Source organism: Candidatus Filomicrobium marinum, from assembly GCF_000981545.1.
GTDB classification, from domain to species: domain Bacteria; phylum Pseudomonadota; class Alphaproteobacteria; order Rhizobiales; family Hyphomicrobiaceae; genus Filomicrobium; species Filomicrobium insigne.
This window is the reverse complement of the sequence record NZ_LN829119.1, coordinates 2,392,129-2,413,077: the sequence shown is the minus strand read 5'-3', so window position 1 is coordinate 2,413,077 and position 20,949 is coordinate 2,392,129. Positions and strand designations below refer to the sequence as shown.

Below are 20,949 nucleotides of genomic sequence, written 5' to 3'. Positions count from 1 at the left end.
ACCGGAACCTCCCCGGCTCATCATCCGTTATTCATGCAAGCCGCTCACGAGCGCAGATTGCTCGTGTGGTCCAATGAAAAATATGCTGCAACCGTTTAAGGAGTTTATCCATGAACTGGGATCAAGTCGAAGGTAACTGGAAGCAATTTAGCGGTAAGGTCCACGAACAGTGGGGCAAGCTGACCGACGATGAACTTGACCAGATCGCCGGCAAACGCGAACAGCTCGAAGGCAAAATTCAAGAACGATATGGCATCGCGAAGTCAGAAGCGAAACGTCAGGTCGAAGAATGGATGCGCCGCTGGTAAGCTGGTTTTGTCCAATACAATGCAAAGCCCCGTATCGCCAGGAAGCGATACGGGGCTTCTTTAGTTTTGGCAGCAATTGCTGTTATCAGGCTGCTTTAGAACCAGCTTTCTGTTCGAAGAACAGCGCCTGACTGATAAGAGCTTTGAGCATGGCGGGCTGGAAAGGCTTGGTCAGAAGGAACGTCGGTTCCGGACGCTGCCCGGTCAGCAACCGCTCCGGGTAAGCCGTAATGAAGATCACCGGAACTTCGATTGAGCCCAGAAGTTCGTTGACGGCATCGATCCCCGAACTTCCATCGGCCAGTTGTATGTCCGCAAGGATCAGGCCTGGTGTCCTCTTTTTAACAAGCTCGACAGCTTCGCGGTGCGTTCTTGCTACGCCGATCGGACGATGACGCAACGACGAAACGATTTCTTCCAGGTCCATCGCGATCAGCGGTTCGTCTTCGATGATAAGCACATCGGTGGCGACCTGCGCAGCAATTTCTGCGCCAGCTTCCTCGACCAGCTCATTCAACTCGTTTTCTGGGACCCCCATAATGGCAGCAGCCTCATCGGGAGAAAATTGTTCAACCGATACAAGCAAGAAGGCTTGGCGAGGTCGCGGTGTAATTGCCTCGAGCTTGCGCTCGATCAGCGTGTCCACGGCTTCGTCGGCCTCACGATTGTGCTGAGAATTAACGTCCAACGACCCCCAAAGTTTGAGGAAGACCTGGAATAGCGCCGCGCGTGGCGGGAGAGTGTCAGGGAAGCTGTCAGGGTCCTCAACAAGTGCCTCGAGCGCTGCTGCGACGTAGGCATCCCCGCTTGTCTGACTTCCCGTAAGCGCGCGCGCAAAGCGCCGCAAATACGGAAGGTGAGGAGCGATAACTGTAGCTAGCGACATAAGATGTTCCTGATTGTGGACGTCTAGTGCGATTTGATTTGGTCATCGGCGATGGAAACCCGCAGGCGAAAAAAAAGTTCCAAACTCCGGAACCATCCCACGCTGCACGCGTTTTCGGCTGGTGGTGGGCACCATGCCGTGCAGGTTTGCCGGACTGGTCTGGTATCCGATAGGATCAGTTGATTTGGGATAGATCAACAAGGAATCCCCCGAGGGAACTGATGGCGAACAAGGACCAGGAGCTGCGGCAGGTGGTGGACCCTACCGACATAGCCCGTAAAGGCGGCGGAGAGGACAAGCATACCGATTGCGGAGAAGAAGAAAAATTGAGGCAAGGTGACATCGACACAATCGCCACCAGTTCGGTGCGCGATAGCAATTCGGAGGTGCGTGATGCCGTCGGTCGACGGGTTCGTGCGTCCTATGGAGAGCTCATACAGCAACCGATTCCAGACAAATTTTTGCAGTTGCTCGACCAGTTGCAAGTATCGGAAGAAGCTGCAAAGAGGCGTAAATCGTGACAGCGGCTCAACAATCCGAAGAGATGAAACGCGCCCTGGTGGCTGCGATCCCCAACCTTCGGGCGTTCGCAATCTCACTTAGCGGCAATGCGGATCGTGCAGACGATCTCGTGCAGGAAGCCTTGGTCAAGGCCTGGGACAAGATCGATACGTTCCAGGAAGGCACCAACCTGAAGGCTTGGCTGTTCACGATCCTGCGCAATGCATATTTCTCTGAGTTTCGGAAACGGCGACGGGAAGTTGCTGATGGCGACGGTGAATATAGTTCGAAGCTTTCCGTCCAACCTGCTCAACACGGTCATCTTGACCTCAACGACCTTGTTTCCGCGCTTGAGCAACTGTCGGAGGATCAACGCGAGGCTATCCTCCTCGTCGCTGCTGAAGGCTTCAGCTACGAAGAAGCCGCTGAAATCTCCGGTTGCGCCGTGGGCACCGTGAAGAGCCGTGTCAACCGAGCCCGTGCACGCCTTGCGGAAATCATGCACATCGAGTCTGCTGAAGATCTCGCACTCGAATACTCAGGCGACGTGACCATTCCTATCAGTGGAACGATCGCCGGACGTAACGGCTGATCCTGCCAAGTCTTTGTCACCCTTCTCCAATTTTATTGAACTTTGCCTTGCCTCAAGCGGGGGAACGATGGACTTGCACAGTGCGTTGCCTCTGCGAGCCGGGACGTCCCCCAGTCCGCGGCCCTACGCGTCGGCCTACGGGTCACGCTGTTTCAAATTCAATTAGAGGCAAACAAACATGGCAAAGACCGCTCTTGCCGCGCAGCCGGCCAACGAAAATCCAAATACCGGGCTCAATCAAAAAAGCAGATCAAAGCTCGCTGAAGATCTCGGGAAGGTCCTCGGCGATACCTACACGCTGCTCGTGAAAACTCATGTCTACCATTGGAACGTCGTTGGGCCTGTCTTCCTTCCGCTCCATGAACTTACAGAACAGCATTACAAAAATCTTTTCCAAGCCGCCGACGATATCGCGGAACGCATTCGGGCGTTGGGCTACCCCACACCGCTGAGCTTTGAGAAGCTAGAGTCTATGACCCAGCTCAATGAAGAAACGAGCAAACGGTCAGCCCAGGAGATGGTCAAACATCTTATCGCGGATCACGAGGAAATGGCCCGGCGCATCCGCAGCATCACTGCAAGCGCGGCTGAAGACGAAGACTTTGTAACGCACGATCTTCTAAACGGGCGCCTCGCGTTCCACGAGAAAGCTATCTGGATGTTGGGTGCAATCGTCGCCTGATTGAATGTCGCGGCGTCGGCCGGCGAAAGGACAAAATCCTCGCGCTCAGCCGACGCACATTTCCTTATGCATGCTTACCGTTCCTTGGCGATCTCTTCACGCACCTGCGCATAGGCGACGACAGCGAACAGCACTGTGCCGCCAAACACATTTCCCGCAAGCGTGGGTAAAAGGAATCCCCCGAAGACATCAGCAAGACCAACGCGTCCCTCAAAGAAGAGATAGAACGCTTCTGCAGATCCTGCGATGACGTGGGTGAAATCCCCCAACGCGATCAAATACGTCATCAGGGTGATGATCCAAAACTCGCTGCCCTCGGCGGACGGCATCATCCAAACCAGCGCAGCAATAAGCCAACCCGCCACAATACCCTTGAGGAACATCTCGCTCGGTGTGTTGGTCATCATATGCTCGCCGATTTCCGTCACGGCACGGGCAACCTCGGGCGGCAACACACCGCTCTGCGAGATGAAGTACGCAAAAATCATGCAGCCGATAAGGTTGGCCGCCAAAACAATTCCCCACAGCCGTAACAAGACCAGCCACCAAACGTGCCCGCCTCTGGAAATAAACGGTAGGACGGCGGTCAGAGTATTCTCGGTGAAGAGCTGTTGACGTCCGAGAATAACGATTAGAAAGCCAACCGAATATCCGAGGTTGTCGACCAACGGTTTCCACGGCTCATCGGGCAAATGAGCCGCAAGAAAAGCCTCTGCGAGCACGGAAAAACCAATTGAGAGGCCCGCGGCAAGGCCGGACCACCACAGTGCGGGGAAGCCCCTCGCCAGCTCACCTTGCCCCTCTCGCCGGATGATCTCGAAAACTGCCGCCGCGCGCAGGCGAGAACGCTCGCGGGCTTTTTCTTCCTCGCCGCGTTCTAGCCGGGAGCTTTTGGTCTCGTCGTTCATTTCCCGAACGGTATCGACGGCGTCTTTCTTTTCCCCGGCTTCATCTTGCATTTCTGCAACCTCGTTTTCGTTCATTGTGTTCCACCGAACAATATTCACCACGCCGCGTTTGCGCGGAGTGTCTTTCATTGTGTTGGCGGTTCAAGATCCAAAATTAGCAAGGTCACTCGAAACTCCTTGTGCTCTATCCTTCTAAGAGATGTCGATAGCGCGCAGGTTGGGACCGCAGATATTGCTTGGGCGCCTTAACGGTCGCACCGAGGTGCGCCGCAGCATGCCAAGGCCAATGCGGCTCGTAGAGTATCGTTCTTGCGAGTGCGACGAAGTCTGCGTCTCCATTCGCGACGATCGCTTCTGCGTGGTCGTAACTGGTGATCAACCCAACCGCGATCGTCGGCAATTTGGTCGCGGCCTTTACGGCGCGGGCGAGCGGCACCTGATAGCCGGGCCCGACCGGGATCTTTTGAGTAGGGACCAGGCCGCCACTCGACACATGGACGGCGCTGCATCCGCGCTTCTCTAAGGCCTTGGCGAAAGCAACCGTCTGCTCGCTGTCCCAGCCTCCTTCCGCCCAATCCGATCCTGATACACGGACACTTACGGGGCGATCAGCCGGAAAGGCCGCGCGTACGACGTCATAGACCTCAAGCGGAAACCGCATCCGGTTTTCCAAACTGCCGCCGTACTCATCGTCTCGCTGGTTGGCAAGAGGTGAAAGAAATTCGTGCAGCAGATATCCGTGCGCCGCGTGAATTTGTATTGCGTCGAGGCCCAAGCGCGCCGCTCGTTTTGCAGCTTCACCGAAGGCTTCGCGGATTATCTCCATTTCGCCGCGATCCAAGGCCACCGGCGGATTGTCGCCTTCGGCAAAAGGTATGGCTGAAGGCGCGTAGGTCTGCCAGCCACGACTTTCATTCGGTTTAATCTGCGCGCCGCCCTCCCAAGGCACGCGCACGGATGCCTTACGTCCGGCGTGTGCCAGCTGAATAGCGATCGGAATGTCCGAGTAACGCCGAACGGCCTGCAACACGCGGCTAAGCGCGGCTTCCGTATCATCAGACCACAGACCTAGGTCATCAGGACTGATCCGTCCTTCTGGCACGACCGCCGTGGCTTCGATCGTGAGCAACCCAGCTCCAGAAAGAGCCAGATTGCCGAGGTGGATCATGTGCCAATCAGTGGCGCAACCTTCTTCGGCTGAATATTGGCACATCGGTGCAATGATAATACGATTACGGAGTTGTACAGATCCCACCTTTGACGGTGTGAATAACAAGCTCATGCTTCATCCCCAATTGATTGGCTTGGGAAATGTCGCTGACGCTTTGCCATCGCGTTGTCAATCCAATTCAGAAGTGCCGTCTCGGGCATGGCGCCGGTGGTGCGCGCCAGTTCTTCACCTTTATGCAGGAGAACGAGGCTCGGAATGCTGCGGATACCAAAACGCGCCGCCAAGTCCTGCTCCTTTTCAGTGTCCACCTTGCCCAGGCGCAAACGCGGTTCGACCTTTTGGGCTGCGGCTGCAAAGCCAGGCGCCATTTGTCGACACGGACCGCACCAACTCGCCCAAAAGTCGATGAGTAGGGGGATGTCGCTCGAAGCGGCGTGCTTTGAGAAGTTTTCAGAGGTCAACTCTATGGGGCTCCCCGCAAATAGCGGATTGTGGCATTTTCCACATGTGCCGTGGTCGCCCAATTTTTCAAAGGGAACACGATTAAGCGTCGCGCATTTTGGACATGTGACAATGAGAGTGTCTGGCTTTGCCATCTCAGCCCCTCGTATTGCGAGCACCTAGCAATTTGCGAATGGGCCCACGGTTGTGCGCAGCGCCAATCTCACGAACCCGACCTGATTGAACGCGTGTGCGATGCACGAGTTCCCTTAGTTGCGGTCGAAGAGCCAACATTCATCGGTTGGCGGCCTACAGCTTTACGGGACGCACGCACGATGCGATTGTTTGGCGCCATATAGATCTTTCACCCGAGCTCAGCCGAAAAAGCAGCATAAGGACAGTTATTATACCGCATGCTTCCGACCTTTCGACGGCTTCTATCCCATATTCCTGATTGGCGAGCAGCAATGCGGCCTACGGTACGGTCCGTAATGATCGTCGCCGTGGTCGGATTGACGGCCACGACGCTAGCTTGGCGCTTTGGCGTTTCCAGCGTCACGGAACAAGCCGAAAAGGTCTTTCAGGGACGCACCGAAGCCCTCATGGCGGAAATTGAGCGTTCTACAACCGCTTACGAGCATATGCTGCGGGGCACACAAGCCCTTTTCGAAACCCTTCCGGCTGTCAGCCGCACTCAATTTCGTCGCTACGTTGAAGCGTTGCGGATTACTGAGAATTTTCCAGGGATCAAAGGCATCGGCTTTGCTGCCGTTTTGACGAGAACCGAAAGGGACGCGCATATCGCTGCCGTCCGGGGCGAGGGCTTCCCAAGTTACGATCTGAAGCCCAAAGAAGATCGAGACATCTATTCTGCGGTCGTCTTTGTCGAACCGTTTGTACAGAACCGGGAGGTTCTCGGCTTCGACATGTGGTCAGAACCTGTCCGCAGAGCCGCGATGATACGCGCGCGCGACACGGGATTACCGGCGGCCAGCGGTTATGTTACTAGCCTTCAAACCAAAGAGGCGAACAGTGACAGTTCGTCTGGCTTTCTACTTTACCTGCCGCTTTATCGCGAAAACATGCCGACCGGTACCGTTGAAGAACGGCGCGCGGCGCTGCGCGGGTTCATCTACAGCCCCTTGCGTGTGAAAGAACTAATGAAAAGTGTGGTCGAGCGCCAATATCCGCGCCCCGACCGCTTCACGAGTATAGCGATCTTCGATGCCACCGGTGGTGCCGATCCGAAACAGCTCTATCAATCCGAAAACCTTACCGATGGTATGAGCGCTGCGCGATCGAAGCCACGGTTCAGTGTTGAAGCTGCACGCGACCTGTACGGAGCAAACTGGCTTCTGCGCTTTGAATCCACACCAGAGTTCGAGCAATCAATTGATTATTCAGGTGCCCACACACTGCTAGCTGCTGGCTTGATGGCGACCGCGCTCCTCTCATTCCTCGTGCTCTCCATCGGGCAACGCCAAGCAATGGCAGATGAAGCTAATGAACGTATGTCTTTGATGACGCGGGAGCTTGCGCACCGGGTCAAGAACACGCTCGCGGTCGTGCAATCTATTGCAACCCGCAGCTTATCGGACGGACGCAATGTCGAAGAGGCGCGCGAAGTCTTTTCAAAGCGCCTTCACGCACTCGCCCGCGCCCATACGCTCCTTCTCGATTCATCCTGGTCCGGCGCTCCTCTACGCGAATTGGTCCAGGCCGAGCTCGAGGCTTTTGGTGCACGCGCTATAGTCAGCGGTCCCGATGTTCAGCTAAGCGCCGGCACCGCGCAAACACTCGCGCTTATCCTGCACGAGCTCGCGACGAACGCAGTAAAATATGGAGCCATGTCCAACTCGACTGGCCGCGTCAGTGTCCGCTGGAACGTCGTCGGACGTGGCCGTAACGCCGTTTGCCGATTTGAGTGGCAGGAAAGTGGTGGGCCTCCCGTCAATGAACCTACGCGCCGCGGCTTCGGGCAGACGCTCTTGCGCCAATCACTCGCGCACGGACCGGATAGTCAGCCCAAAATCACATTCGCCGCCGAGGGCTTACGCTATGAATTTTCAGCCCCCCTTGCCGCCATAAGCGCGGATGAATCTGACGAACTTACGTTGCCCGACTAAGCCGGCACGCTGCGAAATCAAGTTCACCCTGCGATCCGCGACGATAAGGAACTCTTCTTCTGATCTCGCGTTAACCTTGTCCGAGACGCCTCGATGCGTGATCTCGTCTGCAGGGGACTTCTCACGGCCAAGTACTTGCGGAGTGGTAAGGGATGAGGAAGATGTCGTCCCGCATTTTTGTTCCGTGGACTGCCTATGCTCGTCGAGAAATCACTATGCCGGGCAACCCGAATCAGTTGCTCCCGCAATTATATGTACGTGATGTTTACTTTCCGGAGTTCTCAGAGGAACAGGAATAGGGAACCTGCCATGCTAAAGAACGTTTCAAGAATAGGCGGCGTGCACACTTGTCCCTAATTTTCGCTTCGCCTTGACGTCTTCATGTTGGGCGTCCGGATATGGTCCGCTCGCCGTTTTCATCCCAAACTTTTTATATCTAGTCGCAGGTAACGAATTGGAGCCAGAAACCGGCATCGCAATCGCAGCTCAAGCCATGGTGGGCGCAGCGCTTATTGTGATGGCCATTGGAAGCATCCTTCTGATAAAGCGGCTGAGTGAGCTATCTCCCTCGGGGTGGTGGGGTGTGGCGTTGGGGATCGTGTTTGCATTCCTGACTGGCGTTGCGTTGCTGCTCCCTTCGACCTCGCACTGGCTTACGACCTATCTGTCACCCTTGTTTCCCGATGGGCTCGTAGAAAGCGAGATCGCGGAATTTGCGTGGATCAGTGCGGCTATCGTGGCTCCTTTTGCCGCCATTGCTGTGTGCTTGCTGATCAGTGCGGCTATCGAGATGCCGTCCCGCGCCGACCTTGAACATCGCGTTGCCGCACACCGCCGCACGCTCGAAAAACTTCGCGAAACACGGAAGGATTTGGAGGAGAGAGTTGCGGTACGGTCCCGCGAGGTCTACGAAGCGAAAAAACGGCTCGAAATAGCGCTGCGCGATACAAACATCACGGTATCGATGCAGGATCTTAGTCTGCGTTACGTCTGGATACGTAATGCTCCGTCAGGTTTTGACGCTCAGTACATGCTGGGGCGGACCGATGACGAAATCCTGCCAAACAAGACTTCTGAGGAAACGATGTCTCTCAAACAGAGAGTTATCGATACCGGCGAAGAAGAACGCGGTCAGGTCATCGTCCAGAACGGCCATCAGTTGCGCTACTTCGATTTGACCGCGGAGCCCTATCACAATGAGGATGGGTCGATCGCGGGTATCCTTTCCATTGCGGTGGAAGTCACTGAGCAGAAGGAACGCGAAGAGCGTTTACGTAGCGTTTTGCGTGAAATGTCTCACCGGTCCAAAAACACACTTACGATTTTGCTCGGCATCGCGCGACAAACAGCGCAACGGTCAAAGTCTCTAAGCGAATTCTTGGCATCATTCGATGCGCGTCTTCGCGCATTGGTGGGCAGTCAGGACCTCCTCGTGGAGCACGACTGGCGCGCCATTCCCTTGGATGAACTCGTTCGCACACAAATAAAACCCTACCTGGATGGCGCGGAGAGGAGACTCCATCTTGAGGGACCTAGTGTGCGCATAAGAGCAGAACCCGCGCAGAACCTGGGCCTTGCCCTGCACGAACTTGCCCGCAACGCGCAACGATTCGGGGCGCTTTCCGATACCAAGGGGCAAATCAATGTCTTCTGGACACTCGATCCAGCGGATGATCCGAATACGCTCAAAATTACGTGGCAAGAAAAGGATGGACCGGAAGTGTCCCCTCCGACCTCTCCACCCGGTTTCGGGCAGACGATGACTGAGCGGATCCTAGCGCGAGCGCTCGATGGAAATGCTGTCATCAACTATCTACCGGAAGGCGTCGTTTGCAAAATCGATGTGAGCATGGCGCACGTTGAAACATGAGGGAGCCACTGCTCAACCTCTGTGCCGTCTCAAAGTTTCAGGATGTTCTTAGCCTGGAATGAATTTCAGGAATTATTGGATTCAACATAAAAAAAACCGGGCGCATGCGACACGCCCGGCACATTCTTTTCGTCAGACAGCTGGTGGACGTCGCCCACTTATCAGCCCGTATATCAGAGAAATGACGAACAGAACGATAAAAACCCAAAAGACGATTTGCGCGATTTCCACTGATACTGCAGCTACTCCACCAAATCCAAGTGCTGCTGCGACCAGCGCAATCACTAGGAATAGGACGGCCCAACCAAGCATGATCCACTCTCCGTTGTTGCGTAGTCTGTAGATCGGAAACGCGATATCACTACTTCCGTTCCACACACTTTGGCACGCACCACCGGTTAGCGATGGACTAGGACAGGAATTTTTGTGTGCGCCAGAACTTTTTGTGTTTCGCTGCCTAAAAATAACTGGGCTAGTCCGGTGCGGCCATGTGACCCTAACACGAGCAAATCGCAACCATTCTTTTCAGCCGCATCGATGATCGCTTGATAGACTTGATCATTAATGACGTGCATCGTTTCGCACGTCACACCCGCTGCCGCCGCCGCCTCCGTGACCTTCTTCAAATTCTCTTCCGCGAGTTGCTGAATACCTTGCATGTATTCCTCTTCCGGGAATGCCACCATAAGCTCGCCTGGCGCTACGGCCTGCCACGGCCTTGAGACGGTTATGGCCGAGACCTTAGCGCCCAGAAGTTTCGCCAGTTGAAAGCCATCGCGCATCGCGCGCTCGGCCGGCTCCGATCCATCCGTTGCCACCAAAATATGTTTGTACATAGCTGTCTCCTTCTCCACGCCGGCGTCCCGGCGAACATTTCCTCTGCCTTCGACTTGGCGTACACCAATCCGGTCCCAGCGTCGCGACGATCAAATTTTGACGGCGCTCGCCCCCTCCGCAATCAAACTATGCATACGGAGTTTAGATCGTACTCGGAGTCGGATTTTACCAGAGGCTAGTGATCAATCGCCACGGGTATCAAGGCAGACGCAATTTCTGCCTGACGATTTGGCCATATAGAGCATACGGTCGGCACGGTTTATGATGCTTTCGATCGTGTCCTGATCACTTACAAAGGTTGAGACACCAATACTCGCCGTTATCTGTGCACATCCGGAGGCGCAACGGGGCTCTCGCGGCGGTGTTGCTGCCTGTACGCGCGCTCTGATGCGCTCTGCAACGACTGCTGCATTACGCAGGCATGTCGCGGGCAAAAGCAACGCAAACTCTTCCCCACCCCAACGCCCGAAGATGTCGACTTCCCGGATTGTACTGTTGACGGTCGTGACAAAATGTTTGAGCGCCTGATCTCCATAGACGTGACCAAATCGGTCGTTGATGCTCTTGAAACAATCCAGGTCGATCATTGCCAAGGACAGCGGCTCGCCAAAGCGCCTCCAGCGCAAACGTTCCTTCCGAGCTTCCTCCAAGAATGCACGACGATTGCGTGTCCCGGTCAATGGGTCCGTGCTCGCGAGACGCTCAAGGCTCGCCTCAAGCTCTTTCTGTCTGGTGAGGTCGCGGACGAACGCGATGAAACGCACTCCCAATTCATCCTTCGTCTTGAGGATAGAAATCTCGACTGGGAAGGCTTCTCCGCTCGCCCTCAGCGCGTAAAACGTATGATGATGGTCTGAATACAGAAATCTGGATGTGGGAGACGCACTCAGGCGCTCGATCAAGTGTCGACGGTGTCGCCGGTCAGCGCGAGGGATGAGCATATCCAGCGGCTGCCCCACGAGTTCTTCGCGCCTATAACCAAACAATGTTTCGGCCGCCGCGTTGACGTAGCCGATCGTGTGACCCTCATTAGCAACGACGACGGCATCGACACTGCCTTCGACGATCTCATGGAACAGTCGGGGGATGCACCGGGCGGAATAGTCAGCCGCCTGCAATGTAGCCATCGCGTTACCACCATCTGTGTCGGGAACAGTGACGGACGGTAGATGCACCTCGGTTTACAAATTGCTAATTTACGATTACATGTGATCTATATAACATTTTGATTTTTATGTGTTTTGTTTTCAATTTCACGTTGCTGACGTCGCTAGGATTCGCTCATAAGAGTCCCCGTTCGTCAGTGAGAAAAGAGCTCTGTCATAAATGCTGAGGCCTTAAGTCCACTGCCCGTCAGCACGACGACCGTCGTTTCGTCGGGACCGATTTCCCCACGCCGACACAACAAATCAAAGGCGGCCGCGGCCACTGCACTGGTAGGTTCAACATAGAGTCCTTGGGCTGCCAACCCCCGGCACGCCGCGACGATCTGGGCCTCGCTCACGGCGACCGTGTTTCCGCCTGAACGTCGTATCGCTTTAAGTACAGAACCGAGACGCACCGGGTTCTTTATAGACGCGCCCTCAGCGACGGTCGGCGCGAAATGCAACGCATCCATCGCGTGCCTGTCAGCCTGATAGTGTGCATGTATCGGTGCGCAATTTTCTGGCTGAGCTGCGAAAAGTCTCGGCAACGTATGAATTTGGTCCGCTCGCATCAACTCTGTGAACGCTAGGTCGCACCCGAGAACGTTGCTGCCTGCGCCTGTCGGTATGATGATGTTATCTGGCGGATGAAAGCCCAGATCCTCCCAGAGCTCGTAGCCGAGAGTTTTCGTTCCTTGCAAAAAAAAGGGATGCCAGTTGTGACTGGCGTAGAAAACTTCCGAAGACTGGCGGATCGCTTCAGCTTCCGTGGCTTCCCGTGGCCCCTCCACGAGTTGTACTTCAGCTCCGTACGCCTTGATCTGGGCGATCTTGGGGGGTTGGGCATTAGCCGGTGCAAGTATCTTGACGCGCATTCCCGCAGCCGCGCCGTAGGCGGCAATCGCCGCTCCGCCATTTCCCGAGCTATCCTCCAAAATAGCGGCGATGCCTAGCTGCTGCAGGAACGAGACCATCACAGATGCGCCACGGTCCTTGAAGCTCCCGGTCGGGGCGAACCATTCCAGTTTAAAATGGCACTGGCGGCCATTCCATGTACGCTGGATAAGGGGGGTAACACCCTCTCCCAGACAGACGGGGTTTGCGATCGGAATCGGTAAGGCCTTGCGATAGCGCCAAAGACTGCGTTCCGACACGTCGATTTCGGAAGCACGCAAACCGCATAGCTCGATGATCGATAAGGGGTGGCCATCATCCGACCGCCAACGGGGGTCGCCAAGTGCATAGTGGCGTCCCGTGACGGGGTCAGAGTAGCAAGGTTCGCTGCCCACGGCAGTCATGACCTCATTCGCTTTTGAAGCAGGCGGCGCAACCCATCAGATTGCTCGTACGTTATTCAGGACGGTTTTCTTCAACTCAACCGGGGTTACCCGACATTAGGGTATCGTTGTTCCATGCAGAAATTCAACTGCTCGAATTGCGGGCACATCGTTTATTTTCAGAACGTGCATTGTGTGCGGTGCGGTAGCCCGCTTGGTTTTCTCCCCGAGCGGCTGACGATGTCCGCGCTGCAGCCCACGCCAGATAATGAGTTGGAAACGATCGGTGAGCAGCCCCTCAGGGTTCATTATTGCAGCAATTCACAGCATGGCGTGTGTAATTGGCTGATGCGGCGGGGGGACTTAAGCGGTCTATGCCGAGCATGTGACCTCAACAGAACCATTCCCAACCTTTCCGATAACGGTAGCACCGCCGCATGGGCAGCTCTCGAGGATGCCAAGAAGCGGCTTATCTATGCTTTGATGCGGCTCTCCCTTCCCTTCGACGAGGAGATCGATGGCAAACCCGGATTGAAGTTCGATTTTGTCAGCGGGGCGATGACGGGTCATGCAGATGGCTTGATTACCGTCAACCTGGCGGAAGCCGATGCCGTGGAGCGTGAGCGTGCGCGTCAGCTATTTGCTGAACCCTATCGGTCCCTTCTCGGTCACCTCCGGCATGAAAGCGGCCATTACTACTGGACAATTCTTGTCGACCGTACGCCGCACATCGATAAGTTCAGGCGCTTGTTTGGAGATGAACGCATCGACTATGAGTGCGCGCTCTCACAGTATCGTGCGGCAGGTCCGCCGACTGACTGGCAATCCAGCTATGTGTCGGCGTATGCCAGTTCACATCCGTGGGAAGACTGGGCAGAGACCTGGGCGCATTATCTGCACATAATCGACGCTGTCGACACCGCCGAGGCAAATGGCATTACGCTCGCGAACGATCAAGATTCCGCCAATAGGTTTGACAGCTATTCAGCAGAAGCCTTCGATGCTCTCATTGAACGGTGGGTGCCTCTGACACTGGCGCTCAACAGCCTCAGTCGCAGCATGGGGCATCAGGATTTCTATCCTTTCGTCAACCCGTCAGCGGCGCTGGAGAAAATGGCCTTTGTTCACGGCTTGGTGCAAGCTGTGGGAAAAGAGCGGGCCGTCCGCCGGGCAAGCGGCTGGCATGGTGAGCAAAAGGTTCTGCCTAACCTTTCCAATCACTAGCTAGTGGGTACGACGTCAACGGCGACACGTACCCCGTGCTCGCGTCCGCCCAACAGGACGCCACTGATCGGACATACATCATCATAGTCACGGCCATAGGCGATGGTGATGTGCTCCTCGCCTGGCATGATCTTGTTGGTCGGATCCATATCGACCCAACCGCATTCCGGCGCCCAAATCGACACCCATGCATGGGAGGCATCGGCACCCTGCAACCGCTCGCCCCCTTCAGGTGGCTTCGTCAATATGTAACCGCTCACGTAGCGTGCCGGGAGATGCATCGCGCGCAAGCAAGACAGCATAAGATGCGAGAAATCCTGACAAACACCGCGGCGGTTCCGCAGGACTTCACTGAGCGGCGTAGAGAGATCCGTGGCGGTCGCGTCGAACTTGAAGTCTTGAAAAATGCGTTGCGCAAGATCCCAGGCTGCCGCGATGGCTGGCCGCCGCTCCGGAAACGACGGGCGCGCATAAGTCAGAATCGCCGGTATTGGCTGCGTCAGCCGCGACGGTGACAAGTACTGGATCACATCAAGGTCCAAGTCGCCGTTCCCTGTCGTCACGCGTTGCTGCACATCTTCCCACGCGCAAGTCGCTTCTGGATCAACGGGCTCTGGAGGTTCTGCGACGATCGTAGAACGGGCATGGACGACGAATTCGGAATGCGCCCCGTCGATGCTAAGGATCGAGACAGGATTGCCGAAGTAATCAATCCTATCGATGCGGGTCGTCGGCGCCGGCTCGATCATCAGACTGTGACGCTCGACAGTCTGACGGGCGATAGGGCGGGGCGTCAGGTGCACGCAATGGCTGGAGTGGGAGACCATTGCTGAATAATTGTAGACAGTCTTGTGACTGACGTCGAACTTCATTGAGTGGGCTCTAACCGTGTGAACACACGACTTGGACGCTCGTCGCTCGGATTAAAATAACTACGCATTATGGCATCGGACAATCGCGGAAGCTTGTCCATTTGTTCGGTTAGAACATCCCGGAGCTGGCTATCGCCACTCTTGTCGGCCAGCAATTCGGCCTGCGCGAGCTGGACCGAAGTCCGCAGCCCCAGCACCAGACGCCGCTCCTCCGAAAGGGTATTTCCGAGCCGCCCCTTGGGCAGGTGCTCGAGATGGTTTGAAATAGCAGCGAGCTGGAACGCTATGCTCCGCGGATTTGCTTCGTCGAGGCACAATAAATCTAGCACAAGATGCAGCATTGGCTCGAGACGATAACGGGAGCGATACGTCATAAAGCTATCGCCCAGTTCAAGCAAAAGAACCAATTCCGCGGAGGAATGTTCTTCGCTTTTCACGATCAGGGCATCGATCGCTTCTGAGAGATTGTAAGCGCGCTCCAGCCGCCTTCCCATATCGAGGAAAGCCCAACCGAAGTTGCGTGTCATGTTCTCGTGGACCAGGCCATTAAACGCGGCAATGGAGGTCAGCCCATCTTCAAGCCATTCCAGCGCGTCGATACGTGCGACGCCACGCAAATCCGCTGCGCGAAGCCGTCTGAGCGTGCGCCATGCTTCGAGTGATAGCCGATCCCGAATATGTCCGAGTGTCCGATGAAGTGCCTCGACGGTTTGGATGAGGCCGCAGACGTGGGTGTCATTGCAGAGCAGCTGGCCGATCATCCAGTTCAACGCATCGACGTCGGATACTTCAGGCCCCGGCAGGTCCACGTCGCTGTCGCGCGCAATCAAACTGGACAAACAGCGCCGTGCCGCTCGCGGTCCGTCAGGCGAAGCCCCCACATCCTGATCAAGCCGCTCCAGAGCACTCCGCAGCGCTCGCATAATCCAATCCGTCCGTTCGGCGTAACGTCCCAGCCAAAATAGGTTGTCGGCGACGCGGCTTTGCAGCGCGCGCTGCGACCGATCTACGGTGGCTGTTTCTATTGCCGGACGCCACAAGCTCGTGTGCGGGCGGCTACGGGTATCGGAACTGATCCAGACGTCTCGGGTCAATGCAGAGGGGGCGCTCAGCGCGACGGATTGGGTCTCCACGGTCATCGCAATGCCACCGGGCATCACCCGATACCCGTCCTCAGTCGCGCTGACGAATATGCGAACGGCGTACGGCACGGGATGCAGACCGTTCTCTCCCAGCGAGGGTGTCGTTGCGAACCCTACGGGTGCTTCCGCGACCATGGACTGACCGAACAGTTCAACCTCTGTGCGGAGCGACTCGGTCGTCCCGGAATCGAGTGCGGAAAGAATGCGGCCCGCTGTTGCACGGCCCGGTCGTCCTGTTCCTTCGTGCGCGGCGCGGAAAATCCATTTGTCCGGATTCCGCAGCACTTGCTCGCGGGCCTCCGCATCACCCAGCCAATAACGCGGCGCATCTCCTAACGTCAGGGGTTCGCCGAGCAGTTCCTGGCACAGTCTCGGAAGGTAACCGCTCAAACCACGGTTTTCGACGATCGCTGATCCCAGAGCGTTGACGATCAAATCCGGGTTGTATTGGGCAGCTTGAACCAACCCTACCGGGCCGCCGAAATCGCTGGGGTTCAATTCGAGCGGATCAGACGAGGCCGCCTCGGTGCAGCGCACCACTTGATCGATGGCCTTCAATCCCTCAAGCGTCTTCAAGTACAGACGCTCGTTCACCACGCTGAGGTCGCCTCCCTCAACAAGGAGGCACCCAAGATATCGAGCGATGTAGGCGTGCGAGAAATAATCGCTATTCGTCGGCCCTGACGTCAGCAGTGCAATGCGGGGATCAGGTCTTTCCGACCGTGCGAAGAGGCTGGCCTGCATGTCGCTGAAAAACGACGACAGGCGCATGATATTTGCGGTTTTAGACAGGTCGCCAGCGACCTGGGTCAGCACAACGCGATTGGCTAGTGCGAAGCCGATGCCGGCCATCGTTTCGGCATGGCTATCTATGATCCGCCACATGCCGTCCGCGCCGCGTGCGATATCCGCTGCGTAAAATTGAAGGGGGGAGCCTGTCGGTTTTATACCAACGCAAGGGCGCAGAAACGCCGGGTCGGAGAATACGAGAGATGGCGGCAAAAGGTTGCGCCGCATGAGGTTTTGTTCGCCGTAGACGTCCTTGAGGATCTCGTCCATCAGGCGCGCGCGCTGGATCATCGCCGCTTCAAGCCAACGCCACTCAGCGGGAGAAATGATCAGCGGAATGAGATCCAGATGCCAGGGTTGTTCGGTGTTGCTCGGGTCAGCGTAGATATCATTCGCTATGCCGAGTTCGCGAACGCGATGGTTAAGACGGTCAGAGCGCTGATGCCGCTCGTGATCACCGAGACCTTCAAGAGCTTCTAGCACATCAGCCCAATGAGCCCGGAGCCGGCCGTGCTCATCGAGCAGTTCATCACGAACGCCTGCGATGGGCCGGTAACCGGCTAACAAGCTCCCACTAGGGGGCAAGGCTTGCTGTGCACTCATCGTCATCTATTCGGTGCTCCAGGTCACCGCAGGTACTCATGGTCACGTAGGGAATACATTGCGCGTCCTTTTGAGTTCGCGCCATGTCTTTCAAGAAACGTGCTTTCGGCTGGCTTCTACTTACCGACGACTCGCCCCAAGCTGTCCGATTATAGGAGGCTGCTTTGCCAATCAACGTGACCAAATGAATACACTTGGCCTATGTTTCGGCAGATTCGGCGTAGATTTATGCTCATACGGGTCGAATTAGCGCACAAGACGCAGGTCCAGGGTGACCGGATAGTCCGGATTTCTGGGAGGATTGATCGGCGTGGTGGCTCCTGCCGTGTGGCCATTCCCCTCGAATCTGGCCAACCGCCGTCCCTCCGCCTCAAACGCATTGACCGGAAAGTTTTCGAAATTGCGGCCGCCTGGATGCGACACATGATAGCGACATCCGGCTACGGCACGGCCGCTCCAGGTGTCGTAGATGTCGATGGTCAAGGGCACGTGTGGTCCAATCGTGGGATGGAGGCATGAGGGTGGCTGCCACGCCCGGTAACGTATCCCTGCGACCGCTTCGCCCGCACCACCCGTTTTGGTAAGGGGGAGCTTCACCCCATTGCAGGTGATTTCAAAGCGGTTGTCCGACTGCCCTGTGACCTTGATCTGGACACGCTCAAGCGAGGAGTCGACGTAACGCGCGGTGCCGCCGACAGCACCTTCCTCTCCCATAACGTGCCAGGGTTCGAGCGCCTGGCGTAACTCAACCGTCAATCCGTGGGTCGCAACCTGGCCATAGCGCGGGAAACGGAACTCAAAGTGGGGCTCGAACCAGGATAGCTCGATGGGAAGGCCCGCGGCTCGCAAATCAGCCACAACATCCGCAAAATCCGACCACACGAAGTGAGGCAGCATGAAACGATCATGGAGTGACGTGCCCCAACGGACGAGAGGCCGACGATAAGGCGTTTCCCAGAACCACGCGATGAGCGCCCGCAGAAGTAGTTGTTGCGCCAAGCTCATGCGCGGGTGCGGCGGCATTTCAAACGATCGAAATTCCACGAGGCCCAGGCGACCGGTCGGGCCATCGGGCGAATACAGCTTATCGATGCAGATTTCGGCACGATGGGTGTTGCCCGTCACATCGATGAGCAGGTTTCTAAAGATACGGTCGACGAGCCAGGGTGGCAGGTGCCCCTCCCCGGGGCCCGGCACCTGGGCAAGCGCGATTTCCAGCTCGTACAGACTTTCGTGCCGCGCTTCATCAACACGCGGAGCCTGGGAGGTGGGGCCGATGAACATCCCGGAGAATAGATAGGACAGTGAGGGATGGTTCTGCCAATAGGCGACAAGGCTCGCCAACAGATCCGGCCGGCGCAAGAATGGACTGTCGGCCGGCGTCAGCCCACCCAACACGATGTGATTGCCGCCCCCCGTACCCGTATGCCGGCCGTCGAGCATGAACTTCTCTGTACCGAGCCAGCACTGATGTGCATCTTCATATAGCCCCTCCGTCACTTTGAGAGCCTCCGCCCAGGAACTCACCGGCTGCGTGTTGACCTCAATGACGCCGGGGTCCGGCGTGACCTTGATTTCGTTCAATCGGCTATCGTGAGGTGGGGAATACCCCTCGATGTGGACCTTTACTCCCGTTTTTCCAGCCGCTCCCTCAATCGCACCTGCGAGGGCCGCATAGTCTTCAGCGTCCTCAAGCGGAGGCATGAATACACATACGCGGCCATCTCGCGGCTCGACGGCAAGGGCCGTGCGCACGGCCCCATAAATTTCATCCTTCTCCGGTGCTGTCACGGGCTGTTGCGCCGTAAGCGTCACTGTGCGTCGACGCTGCAAAAGCACTTGCCGTTGCGGCAGCGGCTCGCGGGGCACTTGCGGATCGCGAGGGATGACTTGTGGGTAGTCGACGGGGGCTGCGTAGTTCAGCGAGGCTAAAGGCAACCGGAATCCGATCGGGGAGTCGCCCGGCGTGAGGAAAAGTTTGTCCCGCCGTAGCGCCCAGCGTTCGGTGACCCAACGCCGGCCGCGGTCGTGCGTCTGCCACACCTGAATAGGTAAAACATAGCCCACCGGAGCTCCTAGCCCGCGCTCAAATACCCGGATAAGACGGGCGCGGTCGGCTTCATTTTCGAGCTTGTTGTCTTCCGGTGTCAGGTTGATCGGTAACTTCTGCTCAATGAGCATGAAGTGAGCGACATCCTCGTATGCGGGAATCCCGCTATCGTCGGGCAAGCCCAGTTCATCGCACAACGCTTTCGTGAATTTTTCTGCGTCCAGCTTTGTGGGTGGTGGCCCCTCTTGCGCCTCGGGAGCTATGAGCGCGTCATCGGTCCAAAGCGGTTCCTGATCAGCGCGCCAATAAATCGAGAAGGACCAACGCGGAAGCTCTTCACCAGGATACCATTTGCCCTGACCGTAGTGCAGCAGGCCGCCCGGCGCGAAGCGGTCGCGCAGACGACGCACAAGATCCTCTGCGTACCGCCGTTTGGTCGGTCCGACTGCCGCCGTATTCCATTCGGCGCCATCCATGTCGTCGACAGCGACGAATGTCGGTTCACCGCCCATCGACAAGCGCACGTCGCCTTTGCTCAACTGCACATCGACGGCGCGACCTGCATTCACGATGTCTTGCCACTGAGCATCGTCGTATGGCTTTGTCACGCGCGGCGTTTCGCGCACGCGTGTTACGGCCATTTCGAAGTCGAACTCGACTTCGGCTTTTTCATGCGCGCCTGTAATGGGCGCCGCGCTCACGGGATGCGGTGTCGCGGCTAGCGGAATATGGCCTTCTCCGGCTAAGAGGCCGGACGTCGGGTCGAGGCCGATCCACCCAGCGCCCGGAACGTAAACTTCGGCCCAGGCATGCAGATCCGTGAAATCCGTTTCGGCCCCGGATGGCCCCTCGAGGGCTTTCACATCCGGCTTCAGCTGGATCAGGTAGCCAGAGACGAAGCGCGCCGCCAATCCGAGATTTCTCAGGATCTGAACAAGCAGCCAGGCGCTATCCCGGCACGAGCCGGAGGCGTTGGTCAGCGTTGTCTCCGGCGTCTGGACGCCTGGCTCCATCCGGATCAGATACCGCACGGCGGATTGCAGTTGGCGGTTCAGGTCGCAGACAAAATCGATCGTCGTTTTCGCAGAACGATCGATGGTCGCAAGGTAAGCCTTCAGCTCGGGGCCTATCTCTTCCGGCAACAGGTAGGGCTGAAGTTCCCTTTGCAGAGCCGGATCGTAGGCAAATGGCCATTCCGCCGCGCTCTCTTCGATGAAGAAGTCGAACGGATTGATGACGGCCATATCGGCGATCAGATCAACCGTTACCGAGAACTCATCCGTCGGTTCCGGCAACACGACCCGGGCCAGGAAATTACCGAACGGATCCTGTTGCCAATTGAGCCAATGCGACTTCGGGGACAATGTGAGCGAGTAGCTCAAAATCGGTGTTCGACAATGTGGGGCAGGACGCAGACGGATAATCTGCGGGCCCATGTTGATTGTCCGGTCGTAGCGATATGTGGTCCGGTGAGTCAGTGCGACATGAAGCATGGAGACCGATGATGAGGTTGCAGCAACGAAGA

At 56.8% G+C, this 20,949-nt stretch carries 18 protein-coding genes; 7 read left to right on the top strand and 11 right to left on the bottom strand.

Features of this window, described 5'->3' with window-relative positions; genetic code table 11:
• The first annotated feature begins 110 nt into the window (after positions 1–110).
• The gene (locus tag YBN1229_RS11325) at positions 111–308 is read left to right on the top strand and encodes a CsbD family protein (RefSeq protein ID WP_046479205.1); all 198 of its coding nucleotides are present in this window, start codon (positions 111–113) and stop codon (positions 306–308) included.
• Between the two features lie 85 nt (positions 309–393).
• Here YBN1229_RS11325 and YBN1229_RS11320 read toward each other — a convergent pair whose 3' ends face one another.
• On the bottom strand, positions 394–1,194 hold the full coding sequence (locus YBN1229_RS11320; protein WP_046479206.1) for a response regulator: 801 nt from the start codon (positions 1,192–1,194) through the stop codon (positions 394–396).
• Positions 1,195–1,415: 221 nt separating this feature from the next.
• Here YBN1229_RS11320 and YBN1229_RS11315 point away from each other — a divergent pair, with 221 nt between their 5' ends.
• From YBN1229_RS11315 to YBN1229_RS11305, 3 genes are all read left to right on the top strand, one after another.
• Positions 1,416–1,715: a NepR family anti-sigma factor gene (locus tag YBN1229_RS11315; RefSeq protein WP_046479207.1), complete on the top strand. Its 300-nt coding sequence runs from the start codon at positions 1,416–1,418 to the stop codon at positions 1,713–1,715.
• Complete coding sequence (locus YBN1229_RS11310; RefSeq protein WP_280136708.1) at positions 1,712–2,287, top strand: sigma-70 family RNA polymerase sigma factor; 576 nt, start codon at positions 1,712–1,714, stop codon at positions 2,285–2,287. The genes YBN1229_RS11315 and YBN1229_RS11310 overlap by 4 nt, the downstream gene beginning before the upstream one ends.
• Before the next feature lie 178 nt (positions 2,288–2,465).
• Entirely contained in the window at positions 2,466–2,969 is a 504-nt protein-coding gene (locus YBN1229_RS11305; protein WP_046479208.1) for a Dps family protein, read from the top strand.
• Between the two features lie 74 nt (positions 2,970–3,043).
• Here YBN1229_RS11305 and YBN1229_RS11300 read toward each other — a convergent pair whose 3' ends face one another.
• From YBN1229_RS11300 to trxC, 3 genes are all read right to left on the bottom strand, one after another.
• The gene (locus tag YBN1229_RS11300) at positions 3,044–3,952 is read right to left on the bottom strand and encodes a formate/nitrite transporter family protein (RefSeq protein ID WP_197540864.1); all 909 of its coding nucleotides are present in this window, start codon (positions 3,950–3,952) and stop codon (positions 3,044–3,046) included.
• 109 nt (positions 3,953–4,061) lie between these two features.
• Positions 4,062–5,159 carry an NADH:flavin oxidoreductase/NADH oxidase gene (locus YBN1229_RS11295; protein WP_046479209.1) on the bottom strand — a complete coding sequence of 366 codons (1,098 nt, stop codon included), beginning with the start codon at positions 5,157–5,159 and terminating at the stop codon, positions 4,062–4,064.
• Entirely contained in the window at positions 5,156–5,644 is a 489-nt protein-coding gene (trxC, locus tag YBN1229_RS11290) for a thioredoxin TrxC (RefSeq protein WP_046479210.1), read from the bottom strand. Before trxC ends, YBN1229_RS11295 begins: the two co-directional genes overlap by 4 nt.
• A 312-nt stretch (positions 5,645–5,956) precedes the next feature.
• Here trxC and YBN1229_RS11285 point away from each other — a divergent pair, with 312 nt between their 5' ends.
• Both YBN1229_RS11285 and YBN1229_RS11280 read left to right on the top strand, forming a co-directional pair.
• Positions 5,957–7,615 carry a CHASE domain-containing protein gene (locus YBN1229_RS11285; RefSeq protein ID WP_160298704.1) on the top strand — a complete coding sequence of 553 codons (1,659 nt, stop codon included), beginning with the start codon at positions 5,957–5,959 and terminating at the stop codon, positions 7,613–7,615.
• A 454-nt stretch (positions 7,616–8,069) separates the two neighbouring features.
• Positions 8,070–9,485: a sensor histidine kinase gene (locus YBN1229_RS11280; RefSeq protein ID WP_046479212.1), complete on the top strand. Its 1,416-nt coding sequence runs from the start codon at positions 8,070–8,072 to the stop codon at positions 9,483–9,485.
• A gap of 132 nt (positions 9,486–9,617) precedes the next feature.
• Here the strand turns inward: YBN1229_RS11280 and YBN1229_RS11275 are convergent, their stop codons facing one another.
• The 4 genes from YBN1229_RS11275 to YBN1229_RS11260 form a co-directional block, all read right to left on the bottom strand.
• Positions 9,618–9,797: a DUF1328 domain-containing protein gene (locus YBN1229_RS11275; RefSeq protein WP_046479213.1), complete on the bottom strand. Its 180-nt coding sequence runs from the start codon at positions 9,795–9,797 to the stop codon at positions 9,618–9,620.
• A gap of 86 nt (positions 9,798–9,883) precedes the next feature.
• Positions 9,884–10,321: a universal stress protein gene (locus YBN1229_RS11270; protein ID WP_046479214.1), complete on the bottom strand. Its 438-nt coding sequence runs from the start codon at positions 10,319–10,321 to the stop codon at positions 9,884–9,886.
• A 183-nt stretch (positions 10,322–10,504) separates the two neighbouring features.
• Complete coding sequence (locus YBN1229_RS11265; RefSeq protein ID WP_046479215.1) at positions 10,505–11,449, bottom strand: GGDEF domain-containing protein; 945 nt, start codon at positions 11,447–11,449, stop codon at positions 10,505–10,507.
• Between the two features lie 173 nt (positions 11,450–11,622).
• Complete coding sequence (locus YBN1229_RS11260; RefSeq protein ID WP_046479216.1) at positions 11,623–12,765, bottom strand: threonine synthase; 1,143 nt, start codon at positions 12,763–12,765, stop codon at positions 11,623–11,625.
• A 114-nt stretch (positions 12,766–12,879) separates the two neighbouring features.
• Between YBN1229_RS11260 and YBN1229_RS11255 the strand changes: the two genes are divergently transcribed.
• Positions 12,880–13,968: a zinc-binding metallopeptidase family protein gene (locus YBN1229_RS11255; protein ID WP_076605346.1), complete on the top strand. Its 1,089-nt coding sequence runs from the start codon at positions 12,880–12,882 to the stop codon at positions 13,966–13,968.
• Here the strand turns inward: YBN1229_RS11255 and YBN1229_RS11250 are convergent.
• From YBN1229_RS11250 to YBN1229_RS11240, 3 genes are all read right to left on the bottom strand, one after another.
• Positions 13,965–14,840 (bottom strand): transglutaminase family protein, encoded by an 876-nt coding sequence (locus tag YBN1229_RS11250; protein ID WP_046479217.1) that lies wholly within the window; start codon positions 14,838–14,840, stop codon positions 13,965–13,967. The genes YBN1229_RS11255 and YBN1229_RS11250 overlap by 4 nt on opposite strands.
• On the bottom strand, positions 14,837–17,380 hold the full coding sequence (locus tag YBN1229_RS11245; RefSeq protein WP_046479218.1) for a circularly permuted type 2 ATP-grasp protein: 2,544 nt from the start codon (positions 17,378–17,380) through the stop codon (positions 14,837–14,839). The genes YBN1229_RS11250 and YBN1229_RS11245 overlap by 4 nt, the downstream gene beginning before the upstream one ends.
• Positions 17,381–17,620: 240 nt before the next feature.
• Positions 17,621–20,917 (bottom strand): DUF2126 domain-containing protein, encoded by a 3,297-nt coding sequence (locus tag YBN1229_RS11240; protein ID WP_046479219.1) that lies wholly within the window; start codon positions 20,915–20,917, stop codon positions 17,621–17,623.
• Positions 20,918–20,949: the final 32 nt, after the last annotated feature.

What these genes read in the sequence shown, in the direction of transcription:
- YBN1229_RS11325 (WP_046479205.1), top strand. Translation starts at nt 111, where the DNA reads ATGAACTGGGATCAAGTCGAAGGTAACTGGAAGCAATTTAGCGGTAAG.
- YBN1229_RS11320 (WP_046479206.1), bottom strand. Translation starts at nt 1,194, where the DNA reads ATGTCGCTAGCTACAGTTATCGCTCCTCACCTTCCGTATTTGCGGCGC.
- YBN1229_RS11315 (WP_046479207.1), top strand. Translation starts at nt 1,416, where the DNA reads ATGGCGAACAAGGACCAGGAGCTGCGGCAGGTGGTGGACCCTACCGAC.
- YBN1229_RS11305 (WP_046479208.1), top strand. Translation starts at nt 2,466, where the DNA reads ATGGCAAAGACCGCTCTTGCCGCGCAGCCGGCCAACGAAAATCCAAAT.
- YBN1229_RS11300 (WP_197540864.1), bottom strand. Translation starts at nt 3,952, where the DNA reads ATGAACGAAAACGAGGTTGCAGAAATGCAAGATGAAGCCGGGGAAAAG.
- YBN1229_RS11295 (WP_046479209.1), bottom strand. Translation starts at nt 5,159, where the DNA reads ATGAGCTTGTTATTCACACCGTCAAAGGTGGGATCTGTACAACTCCGT.
- trxC (WP_046479210.1), bottom strand. Translation starts at nt 5,644, where the DNA reads ATGGCAAAGCCAGACACTCTCATTGTCACATGTCCAAAATGCGCGACG.
- YBN1229_RS11285 (WP_160298704.1), top strand. Translation starts at nt 5,957, where the DNA reads ATGCGGCCTACGGTACGGTCCGTAATGATCGTCGCCGTGGTCGGATTG.
- YBN1229_RS11275 (WP_046479213.1), bottom strand. Translation starts at nt 9,797, where the DNA reads ATGCTTGGTTGGGCCGTCCTATTCCTAGTGATTGCGCTGGTCGCAGCA.
- YBN1229_RS11270 (WP_046479214.1), bottom strand. Translation starts at nt 10,321, where the DNA reads ATGTACAAACATATTTTGGTGGCAACGGATGGATCGGAGCCGGCCGAG.
- YBN1229_RS11265 (WP_046479215.1), bottom strand. Translation starts at nt 11,449, where the DNA reads ATGGCTACATTGCAGGCGGCTGACTATTCCGCCCGGTGCATCCCCCGA.
- YBN1229_RS11260 (WP_046479216.1), bottom strand. Translation starts at nt 12,765, where the DNA reads ATGACTGCCGTGGGCAGCGAACCTTGCTACTCTGACCCCGTCACGGGA.
- YBN1229_RS11255 (WP_076605346.1), top strand. Translation starts at nt 12,880, where the DNA reads ATGCAGAAATTCAACTGCTCGAATTGCGGGCACATCGTTTATTTTCAG.
- YBN1229_RS11250 (WP_046479217.1), bottom strand. Translation starts at nt 14,840, where the DNA reads ATGAAGTTCGACGTCAGTCACAAGACTGTCTACAATTATTCAGCAATG.
- YBN1229_RS11245 (WP_046479218.1), bottom strand. Translation starts at nt 17,380, where the DNA reads ATGACGATGAGTGCACAGCAAGCCTTGCCCCCTAGTGGGAGCTTGTTA.
- YBN1229_RS11240 (WP_046479219.1), bottom strand. Translation starts at nt 20,917, where the DNA reads ATGCTTCATGTCGCACTGACTCACCGGACCACATATCGCTACGACCGG.